The organism is Microbacterium sp. NPDC089695 (genome assembly GCF_044749085.1).
GTDB lineage: Bacteria > Actinomycetota > Actinomycetes > Actinomycetales > Microbacteriaceae > Microbacterium.
Genome location: NZ_JBIVHG010000003.1, coordinates 219,235 through 238,283, shown reverse-complemented (window position 1 = coordinate 238,283; position 19,049 = coordinate 219,235). Strand labels below are relative to the sequence as shown.

Below are 19,049 nucleotides of genomic sequence, written 5' to 3'. Positions count from 1 at the left end.
CTTACTCGACGATCGCTTCGAGGTTCGACTGCACGGTGCCGAGGATCTGCGCGGGGTCGCCGGTCTTCAGCGACTCCAGCTGGGCGTTGAAGTCGGCGACCACGTCGGCGGCGCCATCCTGGTTCGGCGGGAACTGCGCGTAGTCGGCTCCGGCGAGGAACGGCGCGAGCGCGGGGTTGTCGGCCGTCCACTGGTCGGCCGCCGAGGAGATCGACGGCATCGGACCGAAGGCCTTCGAGAACGCGAGCTGGCTGTCGGCGCTCGTCAGGTGCTCGACGAGGTCGAGAGCGGCCTGCTGGTTGGGGCTGTCGGCCGCCATGCCCCAGCAGTTCGTGAACTGCAGGGTGCCCGCACCGCCCGGACCTTCGGGGAGCTCGGCGACGGTGTAGTCGACGGAGCTGAAGTCGTTCTCCATGGCGCCGGTGATCCAGTTGCCCTCGATCACCATCGCGGCCAGGCCCTTGCCGAGCGCCTCGCCGCCCCATCCCGCGCCGACGTCCTTGGCGTAGGCGAAGGTGCCGTCGTTCAGGTGCGTCTTGACGTAGTCGAGGGCGTCGACGTTGGCCTGGTCGTTGGCGATCGCGGTGCCGTCGTCGACGAGACCGCCGCCCGCCTGGGCCATGAACGTGCCGACGCGCTGGTACTCGGCGCCGAAGGCGAGTCCGACGTGCTCGGGGGTGGTGAGCTTCTGCGCGACGGTCGCGAGGTCGTCCCAGCTCTTCGGCAGGTCGGCGTCGGTGAGTCCGGCATCCGCCCACATCTGGCTGTTGATCACGAGCGCGAGCGTCGAGAAGTCCTTGGGGGCGCAGTAGAACGTGCCGTCGAGCGTGAAGTTCTCGACGAGCGACGGGTAGAAGTCGTCCTTGTTCGCGAGCTCGTCGCCGTAGGCCTGCAGCGAGCCGTTCTTCGCGAAGCCGGCCATCTGCTCGGGGGCGAGGTAGAACAGGTCGGCGGGCTTGCCCGCCGCGAAGCCCTGCGAGAGCTCCTGGGCGAGGTCGCTCGCGACCTGCACGCTGACCTTCGTGCCGGACTCCTCCGACCAGGCGTCGACCGCGGACTGCACGGCGGCGGTCTCGGCATCGCCGGAGGAGCCGATGAGGATGGTGAGCGCGTCGTCGGAGGAGGTGAGGCCCTCCGAGTCGCCACCGGAGTCGCCGCCTGAGAAGCCGGAACCGCATCCGGTCAGCGCGAGCGTGCTGGCGATCAGCACCGCTCCGGTGCCGAGGAGGGCGCGTGTGGTGTGCTGTGTCATGGTCTCTCTCCTTTGATGAGTCATCGCGAGTGACTGTGATCGTCGTTCCGGGTGTGATTTGAACGATCAAACTCTGCGTGGAATAGGCTAGGTCGCGCAGAGCGGGCGTGTCAAGCCCGCGCAGGAGCGAGGAGAGCGATGGCGAAGGCGCCCACGGTCGAGGACGTCGCGGCACACGCCGGCGTCTCGAGGCAGACGGTGTCGAACGTCCTCAACACCCCCGACATCGTCCGCCCCGAGACGCGCGAGCGCGTGCTCGCCGCGATCGACGAGCTCGGCTACCGACGGCACGCGGCCGCGCGACGCCTGCGCCTGCGTCGCAGCTCGACCATCGGCATCCGCCTCGATCCGTACCTCGGCGGAGTCTCGGGTGTCGTGCTCGACCGCTTCGTGCACGCCATCACCGAGCGTGCGAGTGCGCGCGGGATGCGGATGCTCGTCTACGCGGCGCGCTCGCCACAGGAAGAGCTCAGCCGGCTCACCGAGCTGTGGGAGGGGTCGGAGATCGACGCGGCCATCCTCACCGCCACCGAGCGCGACGACCCCCGCGTCGGTCGCTTGGATGCGGTCGGCCTGCCGTTCATCTCGTTCGGTCGCCCCTGGGGCGACGACGACATCGCCGACCCCACGCACCTGTGGGTCGACGTCGACGGTGCCGCAGGCACGCGCGCCGCGACCGGCCACGCGCTGGGCTTCGGCGACACCGTGGCGTTCCTCGGCTGGCCGTCGGGCTCGGGAACCGGCGACGACCGGGAACGCGGCTGGCGGGAGGCGATGGGCGAGGCCGGCGCGCAGGGTGTGCGGATGGTCGCGGAGGAGTCCGTGGCCGGCGCCCGCGAGGCGGTGGGGCGCGTGCTCGCAGACGGCACTCGCGTGGATGCGATCGTGTGCGCGAGCGACTCGCTCGCGGTCGGGGCTCAGCTCGCGCTCGCCGATGCACGCCTGCCGGTGCCGGTGATCGGATTCGACAACACCCCCACGGCCGAGGCGCTCGGGTTCTCGAGCGTCGAGCAGCGTCCCGAGGACGTGGCGCAGGCGGTGCTCGAGTTGCTCATGGGCCCGACCGGGGATGTGGTCGCGCCCCGGCGTCTGGAATCGGGGGCCGCGCACGCGCTCATAACTCCCGAGCTCGTGATCCGCTGACAGCGGGACGGATCGGCAGGGATCGTGCGGATCAGCGCGTGGCGAGACCCGCGAGCATCTCCAGCACGCACAGCGCCGCGAGCCGCACGGTCCGAGCATCCTCCGCGTCCGCCGTCGCATCGACCTCGGCGAGGTCTGCGCTCACGACGCGCGCGTCCGTCGCGATCGCGCGGGTGAGCGCGCGCAGCTCCCACGCGGCGAAGCCGCCGGGGACGCTCGCGGGGCAGCCGGGCGCGACCGAGCGGTCGCACGCGTCCACGTCGACGTCGAGATGGATGCGGGGGTCGACGCCGGCTCCCGCGATCTCCAGGGCCTCCGCGACGACGTCGTCGATCCCGCGGCGGCGCACCTCGTCGAGGGTGATCACGCGGATGCCCCAGTCGGCCGCGCGGCGGGCGTACGCCGCGGAGTTCGCGAAGTCGGCGATCCCGATCTGCACGATCCGCGTGGGATCGATGCGGGCGGTGTCGACCAATGCCGAGACCGGCACGTCTTCGACCAGGCGCCGCACGGGCGTGCCGTTCGAGACGCCGTCGCGCAGGTCGAAGTGCGCGTCGATCGTGATCAGCCCCGTCGCCCCGGTGCCGAGCGCGACCGGGTAGGTGAGCGAGTTGTCGCCGCCGAGGGCGATCAGCAGCCGCGCCGCCTCGGCGAGCTCACGCACGCGGCCGATGGTCGTCGCCTCGCCCTCGTCGCCGTCCGGTTCGACCACGTCTCCGGCATCCGCGATGCGCAGCACCTCGTCGAGGTCCACCGCAGGCGGTCCCATGAGTGTCGCGCCGTAGCGCGGGAGCGCCTCGCGGATCGCTGCGGGCGTGGCGTGCGCGCCCGTCGGGGATAGCGAGGTGCGCCAGGTCGGCACCCCGAGCAGCACGGCGTCGACATCGCCGTCGGGGGCGGGCCAGGATCCGGCGCGCGGCCAGAGGGGATCGTGCGAGAGCGCCATGCGCGTGCCTCCTGGGTCGGGATCGGGGATCGGGGGTCAGGCCCCGGGGATCAGAGCGTGGGCGACGGTGAAGATCGCGAGGCCCGCGAGGGCGCCGACGACCGTGCCGTTGAGGCGGATGTACTGCAGGTCGCGGCCGACCATGAGCTCGATCTTCTCGGTGGTCTCGGCCGGATCCCAGCGCTCCACCGTGTCGGTGATGATCGACGCGATGTCGTGCCGATACCGGTCGACCAGGAACACCGCCGCGTCGGAGACCCACGTGTCGACGCGGCGCTGCAGCGCGGCATCCGTCGTCAGCCTCTCGCCGATCTCCTGCAGGGCCTGAGCCGCGCGTCGGCGGAGGCCGCTCTCGGGGTCGGCGAGGGCGGTGAGCAGTCCGTTCTTCGCCGTGTTCCACGCCTCGGCGGCGAGAGCTCCGACGCGCGGGCTGTCGAACAGCGAGGCCTTGGCGTTCTCGAGCTTGGCGCGCGTGGCGGGGTCGTGCTGCAGGCTGTCGGCCAGTCGCGACAGATAGCCGTCGACCGCGAGGCGGGCAGGATGCCGAGGGTCGGCCTGCACGGCGTGCACGAACTTGACCGCCTCGTTGTAGGCGGTGTCGTCGACGAAGCGGTGTGCGAGCTTCGGCACCCAGCCGGGCAGACGTCGCGAGATGAGACCGGAGAACGATGCGGCGTTCGCCTCGAGCCAGCGCGCGATGCTGTCGGCTGCGAGGTCGACCGCGCCGTGGTGCGCGTCGGCCTCGACGATCTTCTCGAGCCAGGCTCCGGCCGGCGGACCCCACTCGGGCGAGACGAGGTGCTCCCGGGCGAGGTCGGTGATGAGGTCGCGCACGTCGTCGTCGCTGAGCGCGTTGAGCACGGCGGTCGCGATGGTCGATCCCTCGGCGGCGACGCGCTCGGCGTGTTCCGGTTCTCTGAGCCACTCACCGGCGCGCTGGGCGATCGCCGTGGTCGAGAGCTTGGTGCGCACGACGCCGGCCTCGAGGAAATTGGTCTCGACGAACTCGCCGAGCGAGCGGCCGATCTCGTCTTTGCGGCTCGGGATGATCGCGGTGTGCGGGATGGGGAGACCGAGGGGCCGCCGGAACAGCGCGGTCACGGCGAACCAGTCGGCGAGGGCTCCGACCATGCCGCCCTCGGCCGCGGCGCGCACGTAGCCGAGCCACGGCTGACGCTCCTGCAACCAGAACGCGATCACGAACAGGATGGCCATGAAGATCAGGGCGCCGAGGGCGACGGCCTTCATGCGGCGCAGCGCAAGACGCCGCGCCTGGTCGGCGGGGGAGAGCAGCGCCATCGGTGTTCGCGGCATGACGTCATCCTTTCACGCGGAACGATGTGCAGGCCTGTGTAGTACCATCACTACATTCCGAATCGAGGTGCATCGTGTTCACCATGACCGCGCGTGAGTTCAACCATTCCGTCGCGCGCGCCCAGCGCGTCGCCGACGACCAGCCCGTCATGATCACGAGGCGCGGCGAGCCCGCGTACGTGCTGCTCAACATCGGAGAGTACGAACGTCTCACGCTCGCGGAACCGCGGGACCCGCGATCCGCGCTGGCGATCCTGTCGCCGCCGTCAGGGGTGAGCGTCGACGACGACGAGTTCGACGAGGTGCTGGCCGACATCCGCGCGAACACGCCCGACCGTCCTCCCGTCGAGTTCGACTGATGTACCTCCTCGACACCAACGTGATCTCCGAGACCCGACGCCCCGAACGCGGGCATCCCGCGGTTCTCGGATGGCTGGATGCGCTGAGGGACGACGACTGGCGTGTCAGCGTCGTGACGGACTACGAGCTGGAACTCGGCGCGGCAGGCCTGCGCCACCGCGACCCGCGGCAGGCGGCGCGCCTCGATCTCTGGCTCGCCCGCGCGCGACGCGGCTACGAGGGACGTCTGCTGCCTGTCACCGTGGAGATCGGGCGGATCTGCGCCGCGATCCAGGTGCCGGATCGTCGTCGGCTCGGCGATGCGCTGATCGCCGCGACCGCCCTGCACCACGGGCTGACGCTCGTGACGCGCAACGTGAAGGACTTCGACATCCCTGGGCTGTCGGTGGTGAACCCCTTCGCCGACTGAGCGCCGGGGCCCGTTTCACGCGTACTCTCGAAGCGTGATCGAAGACATCAAGAAGCGTGCACTGCATCGCACCAGCATCCTCGAGGGTCAGATGCGCGGGGTCGCGCGGATGATCGAGAACGAGGAGTACTGCATGGACATCATCACGCAGTCCCGTGCGATCCAGCGTTCGCTGGAGTCGCTCAACCGTCTGCTGCTCGAGAATCATCTGCGCACGCACGTGACGCACATGTTCGAGGAGGGCGGGGATGAGCGCGACAAGGCCGTCGACGAGCTGCTGAAGGCGTTCGACTTCAGCAGCAAGTGACGGCCCTGTCGCGGATGGGGTCCTAGCGTCCGCCGCCGAAGACCTCGCCTTCCATGGCGTCGTATCCCTCGGCCTGCGGGTCGCCGTGCGTCCCACCCGACAGTGCGTACTCCTCCTCGGGCGAGAGCACGAGGCGGTGCCGGAAGAACAGGCCGAACCCGAGCAGGATCACCGCGTACACGATCGCGATCGCGATGATCGCCGGTCCGAACGTCGGGTTCAGCAGGAAGCCCACGAAGATCAATGCGGCGATCACGAGGGCGGCGACCGCACCCGGGATGCCCCACGGGCTGACGTAGGGGCGATCGACGTTCGGGAACTTCCTGCGCAGGATGATGAACGACACGAGCTGCAGTCCGTAGGCGACGACCGCGCCCCAGACGGCGATGTTGAGCACGATCGCACCGGCCACGGTGCCCGCGCCCTCCGAATCGACGGCGGTGAGCACATCGAGCACGATCAGCGCGATGAACCCGATGGCGGCGCCGACGGTGAGGGCGACCCACGGGGTCTGGCGCTTTCCGGTGAGGGAGAGGAATCGCGGGTAGTAGCCGGCCCGCGACAGCGAGTACATGTTGCGGCCGTAGGCGAACATGATGCCCTGCAGCGAGGCGAGCAGACCGATCAGGGCGAACAGTGCGAGCACCGCGGCGAGCTGGTCGCCGACGATCGCGCGGAATCCGTCGAGCAGCGGCTCACCCGCGGTGCCCGTGGCCTCGGCGCCGATCACGCCGGTGTTGAGGAACAGCACGAGGAGGCCGGTGACGATGAGCGTGCCGCGGGCCCAGAAGCCGGCCTTCGGGATGTCCTTGGTGGGGTTGTGCGACTCCTCGGCGGCGAGGGGGAGCTCCTCGATGCCGAGGAAGAACCACATCGCGAACGGCAGCGCGAACAGGATCGGCAGAACGCCGTGCGGCAGGAATGCGGTCTGGCCGGGGTCGGGCGCGATGTCCCACAGCGCGTCCCAGCTGAACGCTCCCGAGAACAGCGCCATCGCGGAGAACACGAGGATGATGCCGATCGAGATCACCGACACGACGATCGCGAAGCGGAACGAGATCGCGGCGCCGGCGGAGTTCAGAGCGATGAAGACGACGTACAGGATGAGGTACCAGACCCATCCCGGCAGTTCGAGGCCGAGCAGTTCGCTCGTGATCCCGTTCGCGTACGACGCCGAGAAGTAGACGATCACCGCTGTGGTCGCGACGTACTCGATCGTCTCCGCGGCCCCGGTCACGAGACCGCCCCACGGGCCCATCGCCGAGCGGGCGAAGGAGTACGCGCCTCCCGTGTGCGGCATGGCGGCGGCCATCTCACCGATCGCGAAGATCATCCCGTAGTACATGATCACGAGGATCACGAAGGCGATCAGCATCCCGCCGAAGCCGGCGAAGTCGATGCCGAAGTTCCAGCCCGAGAAGTCACCGGAGATGACGGCGGCGACCGCGAGGCCCCACAGGCCCCAGACACCGGCCGATCTCTTCAGCGTCCGTTTCTCGAAGTACTCGCTGCCGGCACGTGTATAGGTCGCTCCAGCGACCTTGCGGGACTCATTGCTCTGACCAGACATCCGCTCTCCGTTCGACCGCGCGCAGGCGCCGGGTGCACCTTGCGGACGATTGTGGCAGTCAATGGTGGTTTCGTCTACCTTTAAACGTCGAGGTGTTCTAGGGTGAGGGCGAAGCCGGTCGGCCGATCGCTTCACCGCAGGAGAACGGAGCGTGGGATGTCGGGCAATCTGAGCATCGACCAGCTGGACGCCGGCATCGCCGCCGGCGAGATCGACACGGTGATCGTGGCCTTCGCAGATGCGCAGGGTCGTCTCGTCGGCAAGCGCGTCTCGGCCCGGCTGTTCCAGGAGGACATCCTGCACCACGGCGCCGAGGCCTGCGACTACCTGCTGTCGGTCGATGTCGACATGAACACGGTCGACGGCTACGCGATGTCGAGCTGGGATCGGGGCTACGGCGACATGGTGCTGCGCCCCGACCCCGAGACCCTGCGGCGCATCCCGTGGCTCGAGGGCACCGCGCTCGTGATGGCCGACCTCGTGTGGCAGAACGGCGAGCCCGTCGGGCCCTCGCCGCGGGCGATCCTCGACCGACAGCGCGACCGTCTCGCCGAGCGGGGATGGACCGCGTACTCGGGCACCGAGCTCGAGTTCATCGTGTTCGACAACACCTACCGCGACGCGTGGGCCCGCAAGTACGAGGGGCTCACCCCCGCGACCGACTACAACGTCGACTACAACCTGCTCGCCTCGACGCGCCTCGAGCCGCTGCTGCGCGACATCCGCAACAGCATGGACGGCGCCGGCATGTACTGCGAGGGCGTCAAGGGCGAGTGCAACCTCGGGCAGCAGGAGATCGCCTTCCGGTACGCCGAGGTGCGCGAGACCGCCGACCAGCACGCGATCTACAAGAACGGCGCCAAGGAGATCGCAGGCAACCACGGCCAGGCCATCACGTTCATGGCGAAGTTCAACGAGCGCGAGGGCAACAGCTGTCACATCCACCTGTCGCTGCGGGCCGACGACGGCACGCCCGTCATGGCCGGCGACGGCGAGCACGGCTTCAGCCCGCTCATGGAGCACTGGATCGCCGGCATCCTCGCGACGCTCCGCGAGTTCACTCTGCTGTACGCGCCGAACATCAACTCGTACAAGCGCTTCGCGAAGGGGAGCTTCGCGCCCACCGGGATCGCCTGGGGCATCGACAACCGCACGTGCGCTCTGCGCGTGGTGGGACAGGGCTCCGCGCTGCGCGTCGAGAACCGGGTGCCCGGCGGCGACGTCAATCCGTACCTCGGCATCTCGGCCATCATCGCGGGCGGCCTGTACGGCATCGAGAATCGACTGCCGCTCCCCGAGCGCTTCACGGGCAACGCGTACGAGGATGCGGTCGACCATCTGCCGACCACGCTCCGCGAGGCCGCGCAGCTCTTCAGCGAGTCGACCATCGCGCGCGAGGCGTTCGGAGACGATGTCGTGGACCACTACCTCAACCAGGCGCGCATCGAGCTCGAGGCCTACGACGCCGCCGTCACCGACTGGGAGCGCATCCGTGGTTTCGAACGTCTCTGACCGGGCCCCGATCATCGGCGTCACGACCTATCTGGAGCGCGCGCAGCAGGGGGTGTGGGACGTCCGCGCCGCGTTCCTCCCCGAGCAGTACCTCACGGGAGTGACCGCGTCGGGCGGCATCGCGCTGCTGCTGCCGCCGCAGGACCCGGATGCCGCCGACGCGGCGGTCGCCGGAATGGACGGCCTGGTGCTCTCCGGCGGCGCCGACGTCGCCCCCGAGCTGTACGGCGAGGCCCGGCATCCGCTCACCGATCCCGCACGAGACGATCGCGACGCATGGGAGATGGCGTTGTTCCGCGCGGCGGAGCGCCGCCGCATCCCCGTGCTCGCGATCTGCCGTGGACTGCAGCTCGTGAACGTCGCGCGCGGGGGAACGCTGCAGCAGCACCTGCCGGAGTCGCTCGGCACCGAGAAGTACCGCATCGGCGGCGGCGTGTTCGCCGAGAACGCGGTCGGGATCTCGGAGGAGACGCCTCTCGCCGACATCATCGGCGAGAGCGAGGTCAGCGTGCACAGCTATCACCACCAGGGGATCGGTCGTCTCGGCGACGGCCTCGTCGCCGCCGCGCACTCCGACGACGGCCTCGTGCAGGCGTTCGTCGACACCTCCGCCGGACACCTCGTGGGAGTGCAGTGGCACCCCGAGGAGAACGCCGAGGACCGGCGTCTGTTCGCCGACCTCGTCACTCAGGCCCGCGCGTTCGCCGCGCAGAGAAGGGAGAGCGTTCGATGAGCGCGTTCACCGTCATCAACCCGTCGACCGGCGCGGCCGTCCGCGAGATCGCGCGCGCCGACGTCGGCGAGACGGATGCCGCGATCGCCCGAGCCGTCGCCGCGCAGCGCCGCTGGGCTGCGCTGGCCCCGGTCGCCCGGGCCGACGCGCTGCGGTCGTTCGCGCGCGCGGTGGAGGGCGCGGCCGAGGAGCTCGCGCAGCTGGAGGTGCTGAACTCCGGGCATCCGATCGGTCAGGCGCGTTGGGAGGCCGCGCACGTCGCGCAGGTGCTCAACTACTACTCCGCCGATCCTGAGCGGCTGTCCGGACGGCAGATCCCGGTGGCGGGCGGGCTCGACGTGACCTTCCACGACCCCTACGGCGTGGTCGGCGTGATCGTGCCGTGGAACTTCCCCATGACGATCGCGTCGTGGGCGTTCGCGCCCGCGCTCGCCGCGGGCAATGCCGTGGTGCTCAAGCCCGCGGAGCTCACGCCGCTCACGGCGATCCGGCTCGGCGAGCTGGCCCTCGAGGCGGGGCTCCCTGCGGGCCTGTTCGAGGTCGTCACGGGATCGGGCTCGGTCGTCGGGCAGCGTCTGGTCGAGCATCCCGATGTCCGCAAGGTCGTGTTCACCGGTTCGACCGAGGTGGGCGTCGAGGTCGCCGCCGGATGCGCCCGCGCTCTCAAGCCCGTGACCCTCGAGCTCGGCGGCAAGAGCGCCAACATCGTGTTCGACGACGCCGACCTCGAGGCGGCGGCCGCGGCCGTGCCCGGTTCGGTGTTCGACAACGCGGGCCAGGACTGCTGTGCCCGCAGTCGCCTTCTCGTGCAGCGGTCGGTCTACGACCGGTTCCTCGAACTGCTCGAGCCGGCCGTCGCCGCCTGGCGGGTCGGCGACCCGTCGAGCGCCGACACCGACATGGGCCCGCTCATCTCGGCAGGTCACCGCGACACGGTCACGTCGTTCCTCGACGGCGCCGACATCGCCTTCCGCGGCACCGCGCCCGAGGGCGACGGGTTCTGGTTCGCGCCGGCGGTGGTGCTCGCGCAGCCCGGCGACCGGATCGCCCAGCAGGAGGTGTTCGGACCGGTCGTGGCGGTGCTGCCGTTCGACGACGAAGCCGACGCGATCCGCCTGGCGAACGACACGGTGTACGGCCTCGCCGGATCGCTGTGGACGCAGAACCTCGGCCGCGCCGTGCGCGTGGCCCGCGGCGTGCAGAGCGGCGTGCTGTCGGTGAACTCGCACTCCTCGGTGCGGTACGCCACCCCCTTCGGCGGCATGAAGGCCTCGGGTCTCGGACGTGAGCTCGGACCGGATGCCGCCGAGCACTTCACCGAGACGAAGAACGTCTTCTTCGCGACCGACTGACATCCCGCATCCTTTCGATCACCCAGCAACGGAGAGAACATGACCATCGACCTGACCCAGCGACTGAAGGACCGCGTCGCGATCATCACGGGAGGCGCGAGCGGCATCGGCTTCGCGACCGCGCAGCGCTTCGCCGCCGAGGGTGCGTTCGTCGTGATCGCCGACGTCGACCCCGCGACCGGCGAGAAGGCGGCGGCCGAGGTGGGCGGCGCGTTCCGCCCGGTCGACGTGGCCGACGAGGAGAAGGTGAACGCGCTGTTCGACGGCGTCGCCGCCGAGTTCGGACGCATCGACATCGCCTTCAACAACGCGGGCATCTCGCCCGCCGACGACGACTCGATCGAGACCACCGAGCTCCCCGCCTGGGATCGCGTGCAGGACGTGAACCTCAAGAGCGTGTACCTGTGCAGCCGCGCGGCGCTGCGTCACATGGTGCCCGCGGGGCGCGGTTCGATCATCAACACCGCGTCGTTCGTCGCCCTGCTGGGCTCGGCCACCTCGCAGATCAGCTACACCGCGTCGAAGGGCGGCGTGCTGGCGATGTCGCGCGAGCTCGGCGTGCAGTTCGCGCGGCAGGGCGTGCGCGTCAACGCACTCTGCCCCGGACCCGTGAACACGCCGCTGCTGCAGGAGCTGTTCGCCAAAGACCCCGAGCGCGCGCAGCGCCGTCTCGTGCACGTGCCGATGGGCCGCTTCGCGGAGCCGGCGGAGCTGGCGGCAGCCGTCGCGTTCCTCGCCTCCGACGACTCCTCGTTCATCACCGCCAGCGCCTTCGTGGTCGACGGCGGCATCACGAACGCGTACGTCACTCCGCTCTGAGCCCGGAGCTGTGGGACACGCATATCCGGAGATGACAGGCTGAGGACATGAACGACCAGAGCCCGGACGGCGACCTCGTCGAGGTGCGCCGCGCCGTGTACCGTCCGCTGCGACGGGGCAACGCTCTGGAAGACGCGGTCTCGCGGCTCGTGCAGACCATCAGGCTCGGCGTGGTCGCTCCGGGGGAGTCGCTGCCCCCGGAGCGCGAGCTCGCGGCATCCTTCGGGGTGAGCCGCGACACCGTGCGCGACGCGATCCGCGAGCTCGCAGACACCGGATACCTCGTGCCCAAGCGCGGCAGGTATGGCGGCACGTTCGTCGCCGATCCGCTGCCGCATCCCTCGGATGCCGGTGCCGTGCCGCCCGCCGAGATCGACGATGTGCTGGGCCTGCGGCGAGTGCTCGAGACCGGCGCCGTGCGCGCCGCGGCGGGCAGGTCGCTCGACGCCGCCACGAGGGCCGACCTCTGGGCGCGGCACGAGGCGGCGGTCCCCGCCGGTCCCGAGGAGTACCGCCGCCTCGACACGCTGCTGCATCTCGCGATCGCCGAGGCCGCCGGCATCCCCTCGCTCGTCGCGCTGGTCGCCGAGAACCGGGCGTCGGTGAACGCCTGGCTCGACACCTTCCCGCTGATGCCCCGCAACATCCAGCACTCGGGCGAGCAGCACGAGCGCATCGTGACCGCGATCCTCGCGGGCAGGCCGGACGCCGCCGAGGCGGCCATGAGCGACCATCTCGCCGGCTCCGAGGCGCTGCTGCGCGGCTTCCTCGTCTAGCCCGCGGCGTGCTCGTCCGCGACCGCGAGGGCTTCGTCGAGCACCGTCAGGCCGCGCACCAGCTCGTCCTCGGTGATCACGAGGGGCGGAGCGACGTGCATCCGGTGGAAGTGCGTGAACGGCCAGACGCCGCCCTTCTTCGCGGCGGCCGCGAAGGCGCCCATGGGGGCGGCATCGGCTCCACTCGCATTGAAGGGCACGAGCGGCTCGCGCGTCTCCTGGTCGCGCACGAGCTCCACGGCCCAGAACAGTCCGCGTCCGCGCACCTCGCCGACGCTCGGGTGGCGCTCGGCCCATGACCGCAGCGTCGGCTCGACGACGCGCTCGCCGAGATCGCGCACGCGCTCGAGGATGCCGTCGCGGCGGAAGACCTCGAATGTCGCGACTCCCGCGGCGCACGCGAGCGGATGCCCGGAGTACGTGAGTCCGCCCGCGAACGGCGTGGTGTCGAACGCCTTGGCGATCCGCTCGGAGATGACGACGCCGCCCAGCGGCACATATCCCGAGTTCACGCCCTTCGCGAAGGTGATGAGGTCGGGGCGTGCGTCGAACGCGTCGACGCCGAACCACTCGCCCAGGCGGCCGAAGCCCACCATGACCTCGTCGGCGATGTACACGATGCCGTAGCGGTCGCACAGCTCGCGCACGCCCTGCAGATAGCCGGGCGGCGGCACGAGCACGCCGTTCGTGCCGACCACGGTCTCGATGATGATCGCCGCGATCGTGTGCGGCCCTTCGAGCTGGATCGTCTGCTCGAGGTGTGCGAGGGCGCGCTCCGACTCCTGCTCGGGCGTCTCGGCGTGGAACGGCGAGCGGTACAGGTACGGGCCGAAGAAGCGCACCGTTCCCGAGTCGACCGTGTCGTTCGCCCAGCGCCGCGGGTCGCCCGTGAGGGAGATCGCGGTCGCCGTCGAGCCGTGATAGCTGCGGTACATCGACAGCACCTTGCGGCGCCCCGTCGTCTGCCGCGCCATGCGCACGGCGTACTCGTTGGCCTCGGCGCCGCCGTTGGTGAAGAACACCTTCTCCATGCCCTCGGGCGCGACCTCGACGATCAGGCGCGCGAGCTCGCCGCGCACGTCGTTCGCCATCGACGGTTGGATCGTGGCGAGGCGTCCGGCCTGCTGCTGGATCGCCGACACGAGATCGGGATGCTGGTGCCCGAGGTTGAGGTTCACGAGCTGGCTCGAGAAGTCGAGGTACGCGTTCCCGGCGTAGTCCCAGAACGTCGACCCCGCGCCCGCGGCGACGGGCAGCGGATCGATCAGGCCCTGCGCGCTCCAGGAGTGGAACACGTGGCCGCGGTCGTCGGCGCGGACCTGCGCCTCGGCTTCCGGTGCGGGGAGGGCGTGCGACGCGCCGTGGCGGTCGGTGAATTCGGTCATGGTGTCTCTCCGTCCCTGCTCAGTGGTTGCTCGGGAAGCCGAGATCGATCTGCGAGGGGGTGTGGTCGGGCCACCGGGTCGTGACGACCTTCGACCGCGTGTAGAAGTGGATCGACTCGGGGCCGTAGATGTGCGAGTCGCCGAACAGCGAGTCCTTCCAACCGCCGAACGAGTAGGCGCCGATCGGCACCGGGATCGGCACGTTCACGCCTACCATGCCGACCTCGATGTCGAACTCGTACTGGCGAGCCGTGCCGCCGTCGCGCGTGAAGATCGCGGTGCCGTTGCCGTAGGCGTTCGCGTTCACGAGGTCGACCGCCTCGGCGTAGGTCTCGACGCGCACGACACCCAGCACCGGGCCGAAGATCTCGTCGTCGTACACCCTCATGCCGGGGGCGACGTGGTCGAGCAGGCTGACGCCGATGAAGAAGCCGTCGGAATCGAAGTCCTTCTCGGTGCCGTCGACGACGACGGTCGCACCCTCCGCGGCGGCGCCGGTCACGTAGGAGGCGACGCGGTCGCGGTGCTCGCGCGTGATGAGCGGTCCCATCTCGCTCGCCGCATCGGTTCCGGCTCCGATCGTGAGGCCCGCGATGCGCGTGGCGATCGCGTCGACGAGGTCGTCGGCCACATCGCCGACCGCGACGAGCACGGAGACCGCCATGCAGCGCTCGCCGGCGGAGCCGTAGGCGGCGGACACGGCGGCGTCGGCCGCGGCGTCGATGTCGGCATCCGGCATCACGACCATGTGGTTCTTCGCGCCGCCGAGGGCCTGCACGCGCTTGCCGTTCGCCGAGGCGCGCTGGTAGATCGAGCGGGCGATCGGGGTGGAGCCGACGAAGCTCACGGCGTTCACGCGCGGCGAGTCGAGGAGCGCGTCGACGGCCTCCTTGTCACCGTGCACGACGTTGAGCACGCCGTCGGGAAGCCCTGCTTCCTGGAACGCCTTGGCGAGCCAGACCGCCGCGGACGGGTCCTTCTCGCTCGGCTTGAGCACGACCGTGTTGCCGCACGCGATCGCCGAGGCGACCATCCACAGCGGCACCATGACGGGGAAGTTGAACGGGGTGATCGCCGCGACCACGCCGACGGGCTGCTTGACCGAGTGCACGTCGACCCCGCGGGCCACCTGCTCGCTGCGCTCGCCCTTGAGCAGGTGCACGAGGCCGGCCGCGAACTCGACGTTCTCGATGCCGCGCGACACCTCGCCCGCGGCATCCGAGAGCACCTTGCCGTGCTCGCTCGTCACGATCGCCGCGAGCTCGGGCGTACGGTCCTTGAGAAGCTGGCGCAGGCGGAAGAAGACGTCGGCGCGCTTGATGACGCTCGTCTCGCGCCAGGCGGGGAGGGCTGCAGCCGCGGCGGCGATCGCCTGGTCGACCTCGGCGGCGGACGCGAAGGCGACGTGCTTCGAGACCTGTCCGGTGGCCGGGTCGAAGACCTCGCCGGTGCGGACCGCCTCGGCGGTGTCGGATCCGTTGATGAGATGACGGACGATGTCCACGCTGCTCCTCGATGGTCGTTCGCGAGAGATCGGACACTCTGACCGGCTCCCGCTACGCTGGGTTTCATCCATGCTCACAGAGATCGCGGGGTGATGCCGATGTCAGACCGTCATGACTTCACGGATGATCGGACAGATCGTCCGGCGAAGGTGGGCTTCCTGACGGTGGGAGACGTGCTGAGCAGCGCCGCCGTACAGCGCGGAGCGCCCGAGGTGATCGTCGGCGGCTCCGCGCTCGACGCCGCGGTGCGCTGGGTGCACGTCTCGGACAGCGCGGCGGTCGCGCGCCTTCTCGACGGAGGGGAGCTGCTGCTCACCACGGGCGCGGCGTGGCCCGACGACGACCGGATGCTGCGCGAGTTCACCCTGCGCCTGTATGAGATCGGCGTCGCGGGGATCGTGCTCGAGCTCAGCGACCGTCGTCCCGAGGTGCCGGCCGCCGTGGTCGAGGTGTGCGCCAGAGAGGGACTCGCGCTCGTGGTCCTCACCCGCGAGGTGAAGTTCGTGGCGGTGACCGAGGCCGTGCATCACGCGCTGATCGCCGCGCAGACCGCCGCCCTGCGCGAGCGGCAGCACCTGCACGAGCTGTTCACGGGGCTGAGTCTGCAGGGCGCGCCCGCCGATGTCGTCGTCGCCGAGACGGCGCGGGCGATCGGGGCCCCCGTCATGCTCGAGAATCTCGCGGGCGAACTCATCACGGGCGAGTACCTGGGGAGAGGGGTGGCGGAGTCCCTGGCACGCCGCGCGGAGGCCGATCGTGTCGCGGTGCAGGCGCGAGGTACACGGTGGGGCACTCTGCTCGCGCTCCCCGGCGCGGAGCCGGCGGCCGGTCGCCTCACGGCCCTGGAACAGGGGGCGACGGCGCTCGCATTCGGCTGCCTCGCCGACGACGGCGACGTCGAGTGGTCGCTGCTCGCTCAGCGCGGCGTGATCGACGATCTGCTCGGAGCCCGGTTCACGGATGCCGCCGACATCGCCGCACGGCTCGCGGCAGGAGGGTTCGAGCTCCGGGGGCGACGGTGCCTCGGCGTGGTGGTCGGGGGCGTCGAGTCGATCGCGGCGCTCGCGTATCGCGCCCGGCAGTCGGGACTCGCGGTCGTCGCGGCCCGCGCCGGCGACCACGATGTCGCGCTGCTGTCGGCACCGGCATCCGCGGAGCTCGACGACGCGACGCTGTTGCGGATCGCGGGCTCCGATCGCCCGGTCTTCGCGGGGCCCTACGCCGACGATGTCCCCGGTCTGCTGTCCTCTCTCCGCGCGGCACGCGACCTCGCCGACAGCGAGGGGTCCCGAGGTGGCGCGCGCGTACGACGCGTCGGCGATCGACCGCTCGAAAGACTCGTCGCGACCCTGCGCGATGATCGACGCCTGCACGAGCACAGTGAGCGGATGCTCGCACCGCTGATCCGCTACGACGAAGAGCGCCGTGGAGACCTGCTCGCCGTGCTCGGCGCGCTGCTCGCGCATCCGGGCAACCGCTCGGCGGCGGCATCCGCGAGCCACCTGTCGCGCTCGGTCTTCTACCAGCGGCTCACGCTGATCGCCGACCTCCTGGGCGTCGATCTCGACGACGGCGAGACCCTGGCTGCCCTGCACCTCGCGCTCCTGGCCCGCCGCCGCACACCCGCGAGCGCCTAGCGGCGTCCCCCTGGGCGCCGTCCGCTGCGACACTTCGGGGGCCGACACGCCAGATGTCGCACCGATCCGGCGGTATCGGCTGCGATGTGGCGTGTCGGCCCCCGGAGTGTCCGCCCCGAGACGTCCGACTACAGGACTCCCTGCGCCTCGGTGAGCACGCCGCGCAGGATCTGGCCGATCTCGCGGAACTCCGCGGGCCCGATCGTCAGGGGCGGCGCGAGCTGGATCACGGGGTCGCCGCGGTCGTCGGCGCGGCAGTACAGGCCGGCGTCGAACAGGGCGGACGACAGGAATCCGCGCAGCAGTCGCTCCGCCTCGTCGTCGTCGAAGGTCTCCTTGGTGGCTTTGTCCTTCACGAGCTCGATGCCGAAGAAGTAGCCGTCGCCGCGCACGTCGCCCACGAGCGGCAGGTCGAGCAGCGTCTCGAGCTCGGCGCGGAACAGCGGGGAATTCTCGCGCACGTGGGCGTTCAGCCCCTCCTCGTCGAAGATCGCGAGGTTCTCCAGCGCCACCGCGGCCGACACCGGGTGCCCGCCGAACGTGTAGCCGTGCGGGAACGAGAGGTCGCCGTGCGAGAACGGCTCGTAGATGCGGTCGCTCACGATGGTCGCGCCGATGGGGGAGTATCCGCTCGTCATGCCCTTCGCGCACGTGATCATGTCGGGGACGTACCCGAGACCCGTGCACGCGAACGTGTGACCGAGGCGGCCGAACGCGCAGATGACCTCGTCGGACACGAGCAGCACGTCGTACTTGTCGCAGATCTCACGTACGCGTGCGAAGTAGCCGGGAGGGGGCGGGAAGCATCCGCCGGAGTTCTGCACCGGCTCGAGGAAGACCGCGGCGACCGTCTCCGGACCCTCGAACAGGATCATCTCCTCGATGCGGTTCGCGGCCCACAGGCCGAAGGCCTCGAGGTCGTCGCTCGGCCCGCCCATCTCAGCGGCGCGGTAGAAGTTCGTGTTGGGCACGCGGAAGCCGCCCGGGGTCACCGGTTCGAACATCGCCTTCATGGCCGGGATGCCGGTGATCGCGAGCGCGCCCTGCGGGGTGCCGTGATAGGCGACGGCGCGCGAGATCACCTTGTGCTTGGCGGGCTTGCCCTGCAGCTTCCAGTAGTGCTTGGCGAGCTTGAACGCGGTCTCGACGGCCTCGCCGCCGCCGGTCGAGAAGAACACCCGGTTCAGATCGCCGGGCGCCTCGTCGGCCAGCCGGTCGGCGAGTTCGATCGCGGCCGGATGCGCGTACGACCACAGCGGGAAGAACGACAGCTCGGATGCCTGGGCGGCGGCGGCCTCGGCGAGTCGACGTCGTCCGTGTCCGGCGTTCACCACGAACAGCCCGGCGAGGCCGTCGATGTACTCCTTGCCCTTGGCGTCCCAGATGCGGTGCCCGTCGCCCTTCACGATGATCGGCACGCCGGACTTCTCCATCGTGGACTGGCGTGTGAAGTGCATCCAGAGGTGGTCCTTCGCCATCGCCTGGAGCTCGGGCTCGGACGGGATCGTGCGGTTCGTGCTCATCTGGTCCCCCAGTTGTAGAGCTGCTTCTGCAGCTTGGCGTAGATGAAGGTCTCGGTCGACAGCACGCCGTCGATCGGTCGGATGCTGTCGTTGATGAGTGCGAGGAGGTCCTCGTCGTCTTCGCACACGACCTCCGCGAGGACGTCGAACGAGCCGACCGTGACCACGACGTAGTCGATCGCGGGGATCTCGGCGATGGCCTCGGCGACGACGCGCGTGTCTCCCGAGACGCGGATGCCGATCATCGCCTGTCGGCGGAAGCCCAGCTGCATCGGATCGGTGACGGCGACGATCTGCATGATCCCCGCCTCGGTCAGCCGCTGCACGCGCTGGCGCACGGCGGCTTCGCTGAGTCCGACCTCGCGCCCGATGTCGGAGTACGACCGCCGGCCGTCCTCCTGCAGGAGCTCGATGATGGTCTTCGACACATCGTCCAGAGTGAGGTTCTTCTTCGACGGCGCCATGATGCGATCTTCGCACCGCATCGACGGCTCGGCAACCGATTC

General features: G+C 70.2%; 18 protein-coding genes. 10 read left to right on the top strand and 8 right to left on the bottom strand.

Features of this window, described 5'->3' with window-relative positions:
* Position 1: 1 nt before the first annotated feature.
* Complete coding sequence (locus tag ACIPYT_RS15750; protein ID WP_401076320.1) at positions 2-1,252, bottom strand: extracellular solute-binding protein; 1,251 nt, start codon at positions 1,250-1,252, stop codon at positions 2-4.
* 138 nt (positions 1,253-1,390) lie between these two features.
* Here ACIPYT_RS15750 and ACIPYT_RS15745 point away from each other — a divergent pair, with 138 nt between their 5' ends.
* A complete protein-coding gene (locus ACIPYT_RS15745; RefSeq protein ID WP_401076317.1) occupies positions 1,391-2,395 on the top strand; it encodes a LacI family DNA-binding transcriptional regulator in 1,005 nt (334 codons plus the stop codon).
* 31 nt (positions 2,396-2,426) lie between these two features.
* Here ACIPYT_RS15745 and ACIPYT_RS15740 read toward each other — a convergent pair whose 3' ends face one another.
* Together ACIPYT_RS15740 and ACIPYT_RS15735 are read right to left on the bottom strand one after the other, a co-directional pair.
* On the bottom strand, positions 2,427-3,341 hold the full coding sequence (locus ACIPYT_RS15740) for an agmatinase family protein (protein WP_401076314.1): 915 nt from the start codon (positions 3,339-3,341) through the stop codon (positions 2,427-2,429).
* Positions 3,342-3,377: 36 nt separating this feature from the next.
* On the bottom strand, positions 3,378-4,655 hold the full coding sequence (locus ACIPYT_RS15735; protein WP_401076312.1) for a DUF445 domain-containing protein: 1,278 nt from the start codon (positions 4,653-4,655) through the stop codon (positions 3,378-3,380).
* Positions 4,656-4,738: 83 nt separating this feature from the next.
* Between ACIPYT_RS15735 and ACIPYT_RS15730 the strand changes: the two genes are divergently transcribed.
* From ACIPYT_RS15730 to ACIPYT_RS15720, 3 genes are read left to right on the top strand one after another with little or no spacing between them, the layout of a single operon-like run.
* Positions 4,739-5,014, top strand: a complete 276-nt coding sequence (locus ACIPYT_RS15730; RefSeq protein WP_401076310.1) for a type II toxin-antitoxin system prevent-host-death family antitoxin — start codon at positions 4,739-4,741, stop codon at positions 5,012-5,014.
* Complete coding sequence (locus ACIPYT_RS15725) at positions 5,014-5,424, top strand: type II toxin-antitoxin system VapC family toxin (RefSeq protein WP_401076307.1); 411 nt, start codon at positions 5,014-5,016, stop codon at positions 5,422-5,424. Before ACIPYT_RS15730 ends, ACIPYT_RS15725 begins: the two co-directional genes overlap by 1 nt.
* Before the next feature lie 34 nt (positions 5,425-5,458).
* A complete protein-coding gene (locus ACIPYT_RS15720) occupies positions 5,459-5,731 on the top strand; it encodes a metal-sensitive transcriptional regulator (protein ID WP_401076304.1) in 273 nt (90 codons plus the stop codon).
* 22 nt (positions 5,732-5,753) lie between these two features.
* Here ACIPYT_RS15720 and ACIPYT_RS15715 read toward each other — a convergent pair whose 3' ends face one another.
* The gene (locus ACIPYT_RS15715) at positions 5,754-7,301 is read right to left on the bottom strand and encodes an amino acid permease (RefSeq protein WP_401076301.1); all 1,548 of its coding nucleotides are present in this window, start codon (positions 7,299-7,301) and stop codon (positions 5,754-5,756) included.
* Between the two features lie 156 nt (positions 7,302-7,457).
* Here ACIPYT_RS15715 and ACIPYT_RS15710 point away from each other — a divergent pair, with 156 nt between their 5' ends.
* Genes ACIPYT_RS15710 through ACIPYT_RS15690 form a run of 5 tightly spaced genes read left to right on the top strand, consistent with a single transcriptional unit; the run spans position 7,458 to position 12,493 of the window.
* Positions 7,458-8,813, top strand: coding sequence for a glutamine synthetase family protein (locus tag ACIPYT_RS15710; RefSeq protein ID WP_401076298.1), 1,356 nt, complete (start codon positions 7,458-7,460; stop codon positions 8,811-8,813).
* Positions 8,794-9,546: a gamma-glutamyl-gamma-aminobutyrate hydrolase family protein gene (locus ACIPYT_RS15705; RefSeq protein ID WP_401076296.1), complete on the top strand. Its 753-nt coding sequence runs from the start codon at positions 8,794-8,796 to the stop codon at positions 9,544-9,546. The genes ACIPYT_RS15710 and ACIPYT_RS15705 overlap by 20 nt, the downstream gene beginning before the upstream one ends.
* Positions 9,543-10,898 (top strand): aldehyde dehydrogenase family protein, encoded by a 1,356-nt coding sequence (locus ACIPYT_RS15700; protein WP_401076293.1) that lies wholly within the window; start codon positions 9,543-9,545, stop codon positions 10,896-10,898. The genes ACIPYT_RS15705 and ACIPYT_RS15700 overlap by 4 nt, the downstream gene beginning before the upstream one ends.
* Before the next feature lie 39 nt (positions 10,899-10,937).
* Entirely contained in the window at positions 10,938-11,717 is a 780-nt protein-coding gene (locus ACIPYT_RS15695; protein WP_401076290.1) for a 3-oxoacyl-ACP reductase, read from the top strand.
* 47 nt (positions 11,718-11,764) lie between these two features.
* On the top strand, positions 11,765-12,493 hold the full coding sequence (locus ACIPYT_RS15690; protein ID WP_401076288.1) for a FadR/GntR family transcriptional regulator: 729 nt from the start codon (positions 11,765-11,767) through the stop codon (positions 12,491-12,493).
* On the opposite strand, the gene ACIPYT_RS15685 is transcribed toward ACIPYT_RS15690, so the two are convergent.
* Positions 12,490-13,878, bottom strand: coding sequence for an aspartate aminotransferase family protein (locus tag ACIPYT_RS15685; protein ID WP_401076285.1), 1,389 nt, complete (start codon positions 13,876-13,878; stop codon positions 12,490-12,492). The genes ACIPYT_RS15690 and ACIPYT_RS15685 overlap by 4 nt on opposite strands.
* A 19-nt stretch (positions 13,879-13,897) precedes the next feature.
* Positions 13,898-15,382, bottom strand: a complete 1,485-nt coding sequence (locus ACIPYT_RS15680) for a CoA-acylating methylmalonate-semialdehyde dehydrogenase (RefSeq protein WP_401076282.1) — start codon at positions 15,380-15,382, stop codon at positions 13,898-13,900.
* Positions 15,383-15,481: 99 nt separating this feature from the next.
* Between ACIPYT_RS15680 and ACIPYT_RS15675 the strand changes: the two genes are divergently transcribed.
* Positions 15,482-17,020: a PucR family transcriptional regulator ligand-binding domain-containing protein gene (locus tag ACIPYT_RS15675; protein WP_401076280.1), complete on the top strand. Its 1,539-nt coding sequence runs from the start codon at positions 15,482-15,484 to the stop codon at positions 17,018-17,020.
* A 128-nt stretch (positions 17,021-17,148) separates the two neighbouring features.
* On the opposite strand, the gene ACIPYT_RS15670 is transcribed toward ACIPYT_RS15675, so the two are convergent.
* Together ACIPYT_RS15670 and ACIPYT_RS15665 are read right to left on the bottom strand one after the other, a co-directional pair.
* Positions 17,149-18,543: an aspartate aminotransferase family protein gene (locus ACIPYT_RS15670; protein WP_401076277.1), complete on the bottom strand. Its 1,395-nt coding sequence runs from the start codon at positions 18,541-18,543 to the stop codon at positions 17,149-17,151.
* The gene (locus tag ACIPYT_RS15665) at positions 18,540-19,007 is read right to left on the bottom strand and encodes an Lrp/AsnC family transcriptional regulator (RefSeq protein WP_401076274.1); all 468 of its coding nucleotides are present in this window, start codon (positions 19,005-19,007) and stop codon (positions 18,540-18,542) included. The genes ACIPYT_RS15670 and ACIPYT_RS15665 overlap by 4 nt, the downstream gene beginning before the upstream one ends.
* Positions 19,008-19,049 lie beyond the last annotated feature (42 nt).

Bases quoted from the DNA above. Each gene is read 5' to 3' on its own strand.
- ACIPYT_RS15750 (WP_401076320.1), bottom strand. From the start codon at position 1,252: ATGACACAGCACACCACACGCGCCCTCCTCGGCACCGGAGCGGTGCTG.
- ACIPYT_RS15745 (WP_401076317.1), top strand. From the start codon at position 1,391: ATGGCGAAGGCGCCCACGGTCGAGGACGTCGCGGCACACGCCGGCGTC.
- ACIPYT_RS15740 (WP_401076314.1), bottom strand. From the start codon at position 3,341: ATGGCGCTCTCGCACGATCCCCTCTGGCCGCGCGCCGGATCCTGGCCC.
- ACIPYT_RS15735 (WP_401076312.1), bottom strand. From the start codon at position 4,655: ATGCCGCGAACACCGATGGCGCTGCTCTCCCCCGCCGACCAGGCGCGG.
- ACIPYT_RS15730 (WP_401076310.1), top strand. From the start codon at position 4,739: ATGACCGCGCGTGAGTTCAACCATTCCGTCGCGCGCGCCCAGCGCGTC.
- ACIPYT_RS15725 (WP_401076307.1), top strand. From the start codon at position 5,014: ATGTACCTCCTCGACACCAACGTGATCTCCGAGACCCGACGCCCCGAA.
- ACIPYT_RS15715 (WP_401076301.1), bottom strand. From the start codon at position 7,301: ATGTCTGGTCAGAGCAATGAGTCCCGCAAGGTCGCTGGAGCGACCTAT.
- ACIPYT_RS15710 (WP_401076298.1), top strand. From the start codon at position 7,458: ATGTCGGGCAATCTGAGCATCGACCAGCTGGACGCCGGCATCGCCGCC.
- ACIPYT_RS15700 (WP_401076293.1), top strand. From the start codon at position 9,543: ATGAGCGCGTTCACCGTCATCAACCCGTCGACCGGCGCGGCCGTCCGC.
- ACIPYT_RS15695 (WP_401076290.1), top strand. From the start codon at position 10,938: ATGACCATCGACCTGACCCAGCGACTGAAGGACCGCGTCGCGATCATC.
- ACIPYT_RS15690 (WP_401076288.1), top strand. From the start codon at position 11,765: ATGAACGACCAGAGCCCGGACGGCGACCTCGTCGAGGTGCGCCGCGCC.
- ACIPYT_RS15685 (WP_401076285.1), bottom strand. From the start codon at position 13,878: ATGACCGAATTCACCGACCGCCACGGCGCGTCGCACGCCCTCCCCGCA.
- ACIPYT_RS15675 (WP_401076280.1), top strand. From the start codon at position 15,482: ATGTCAGACCGTCATGACTTCACGGATGATCGGACAGATCGTCCGGCG.
- ACIPYT_RS15670 (WP_401076277.1), bottom strand. From the start codon at position 18,543: ATGAGCACGAACCGCACGATCCCGTCCGAGCCCGAGCTCCAGGCGATG.
- ACIPYT_RS15665 (WP_401076274.1), bottom strand. From the start codon at position 19,007: ATGGCGCCGTCGAAGAAGAACCTCACTCTGGACGATGTGTCGAAGACC.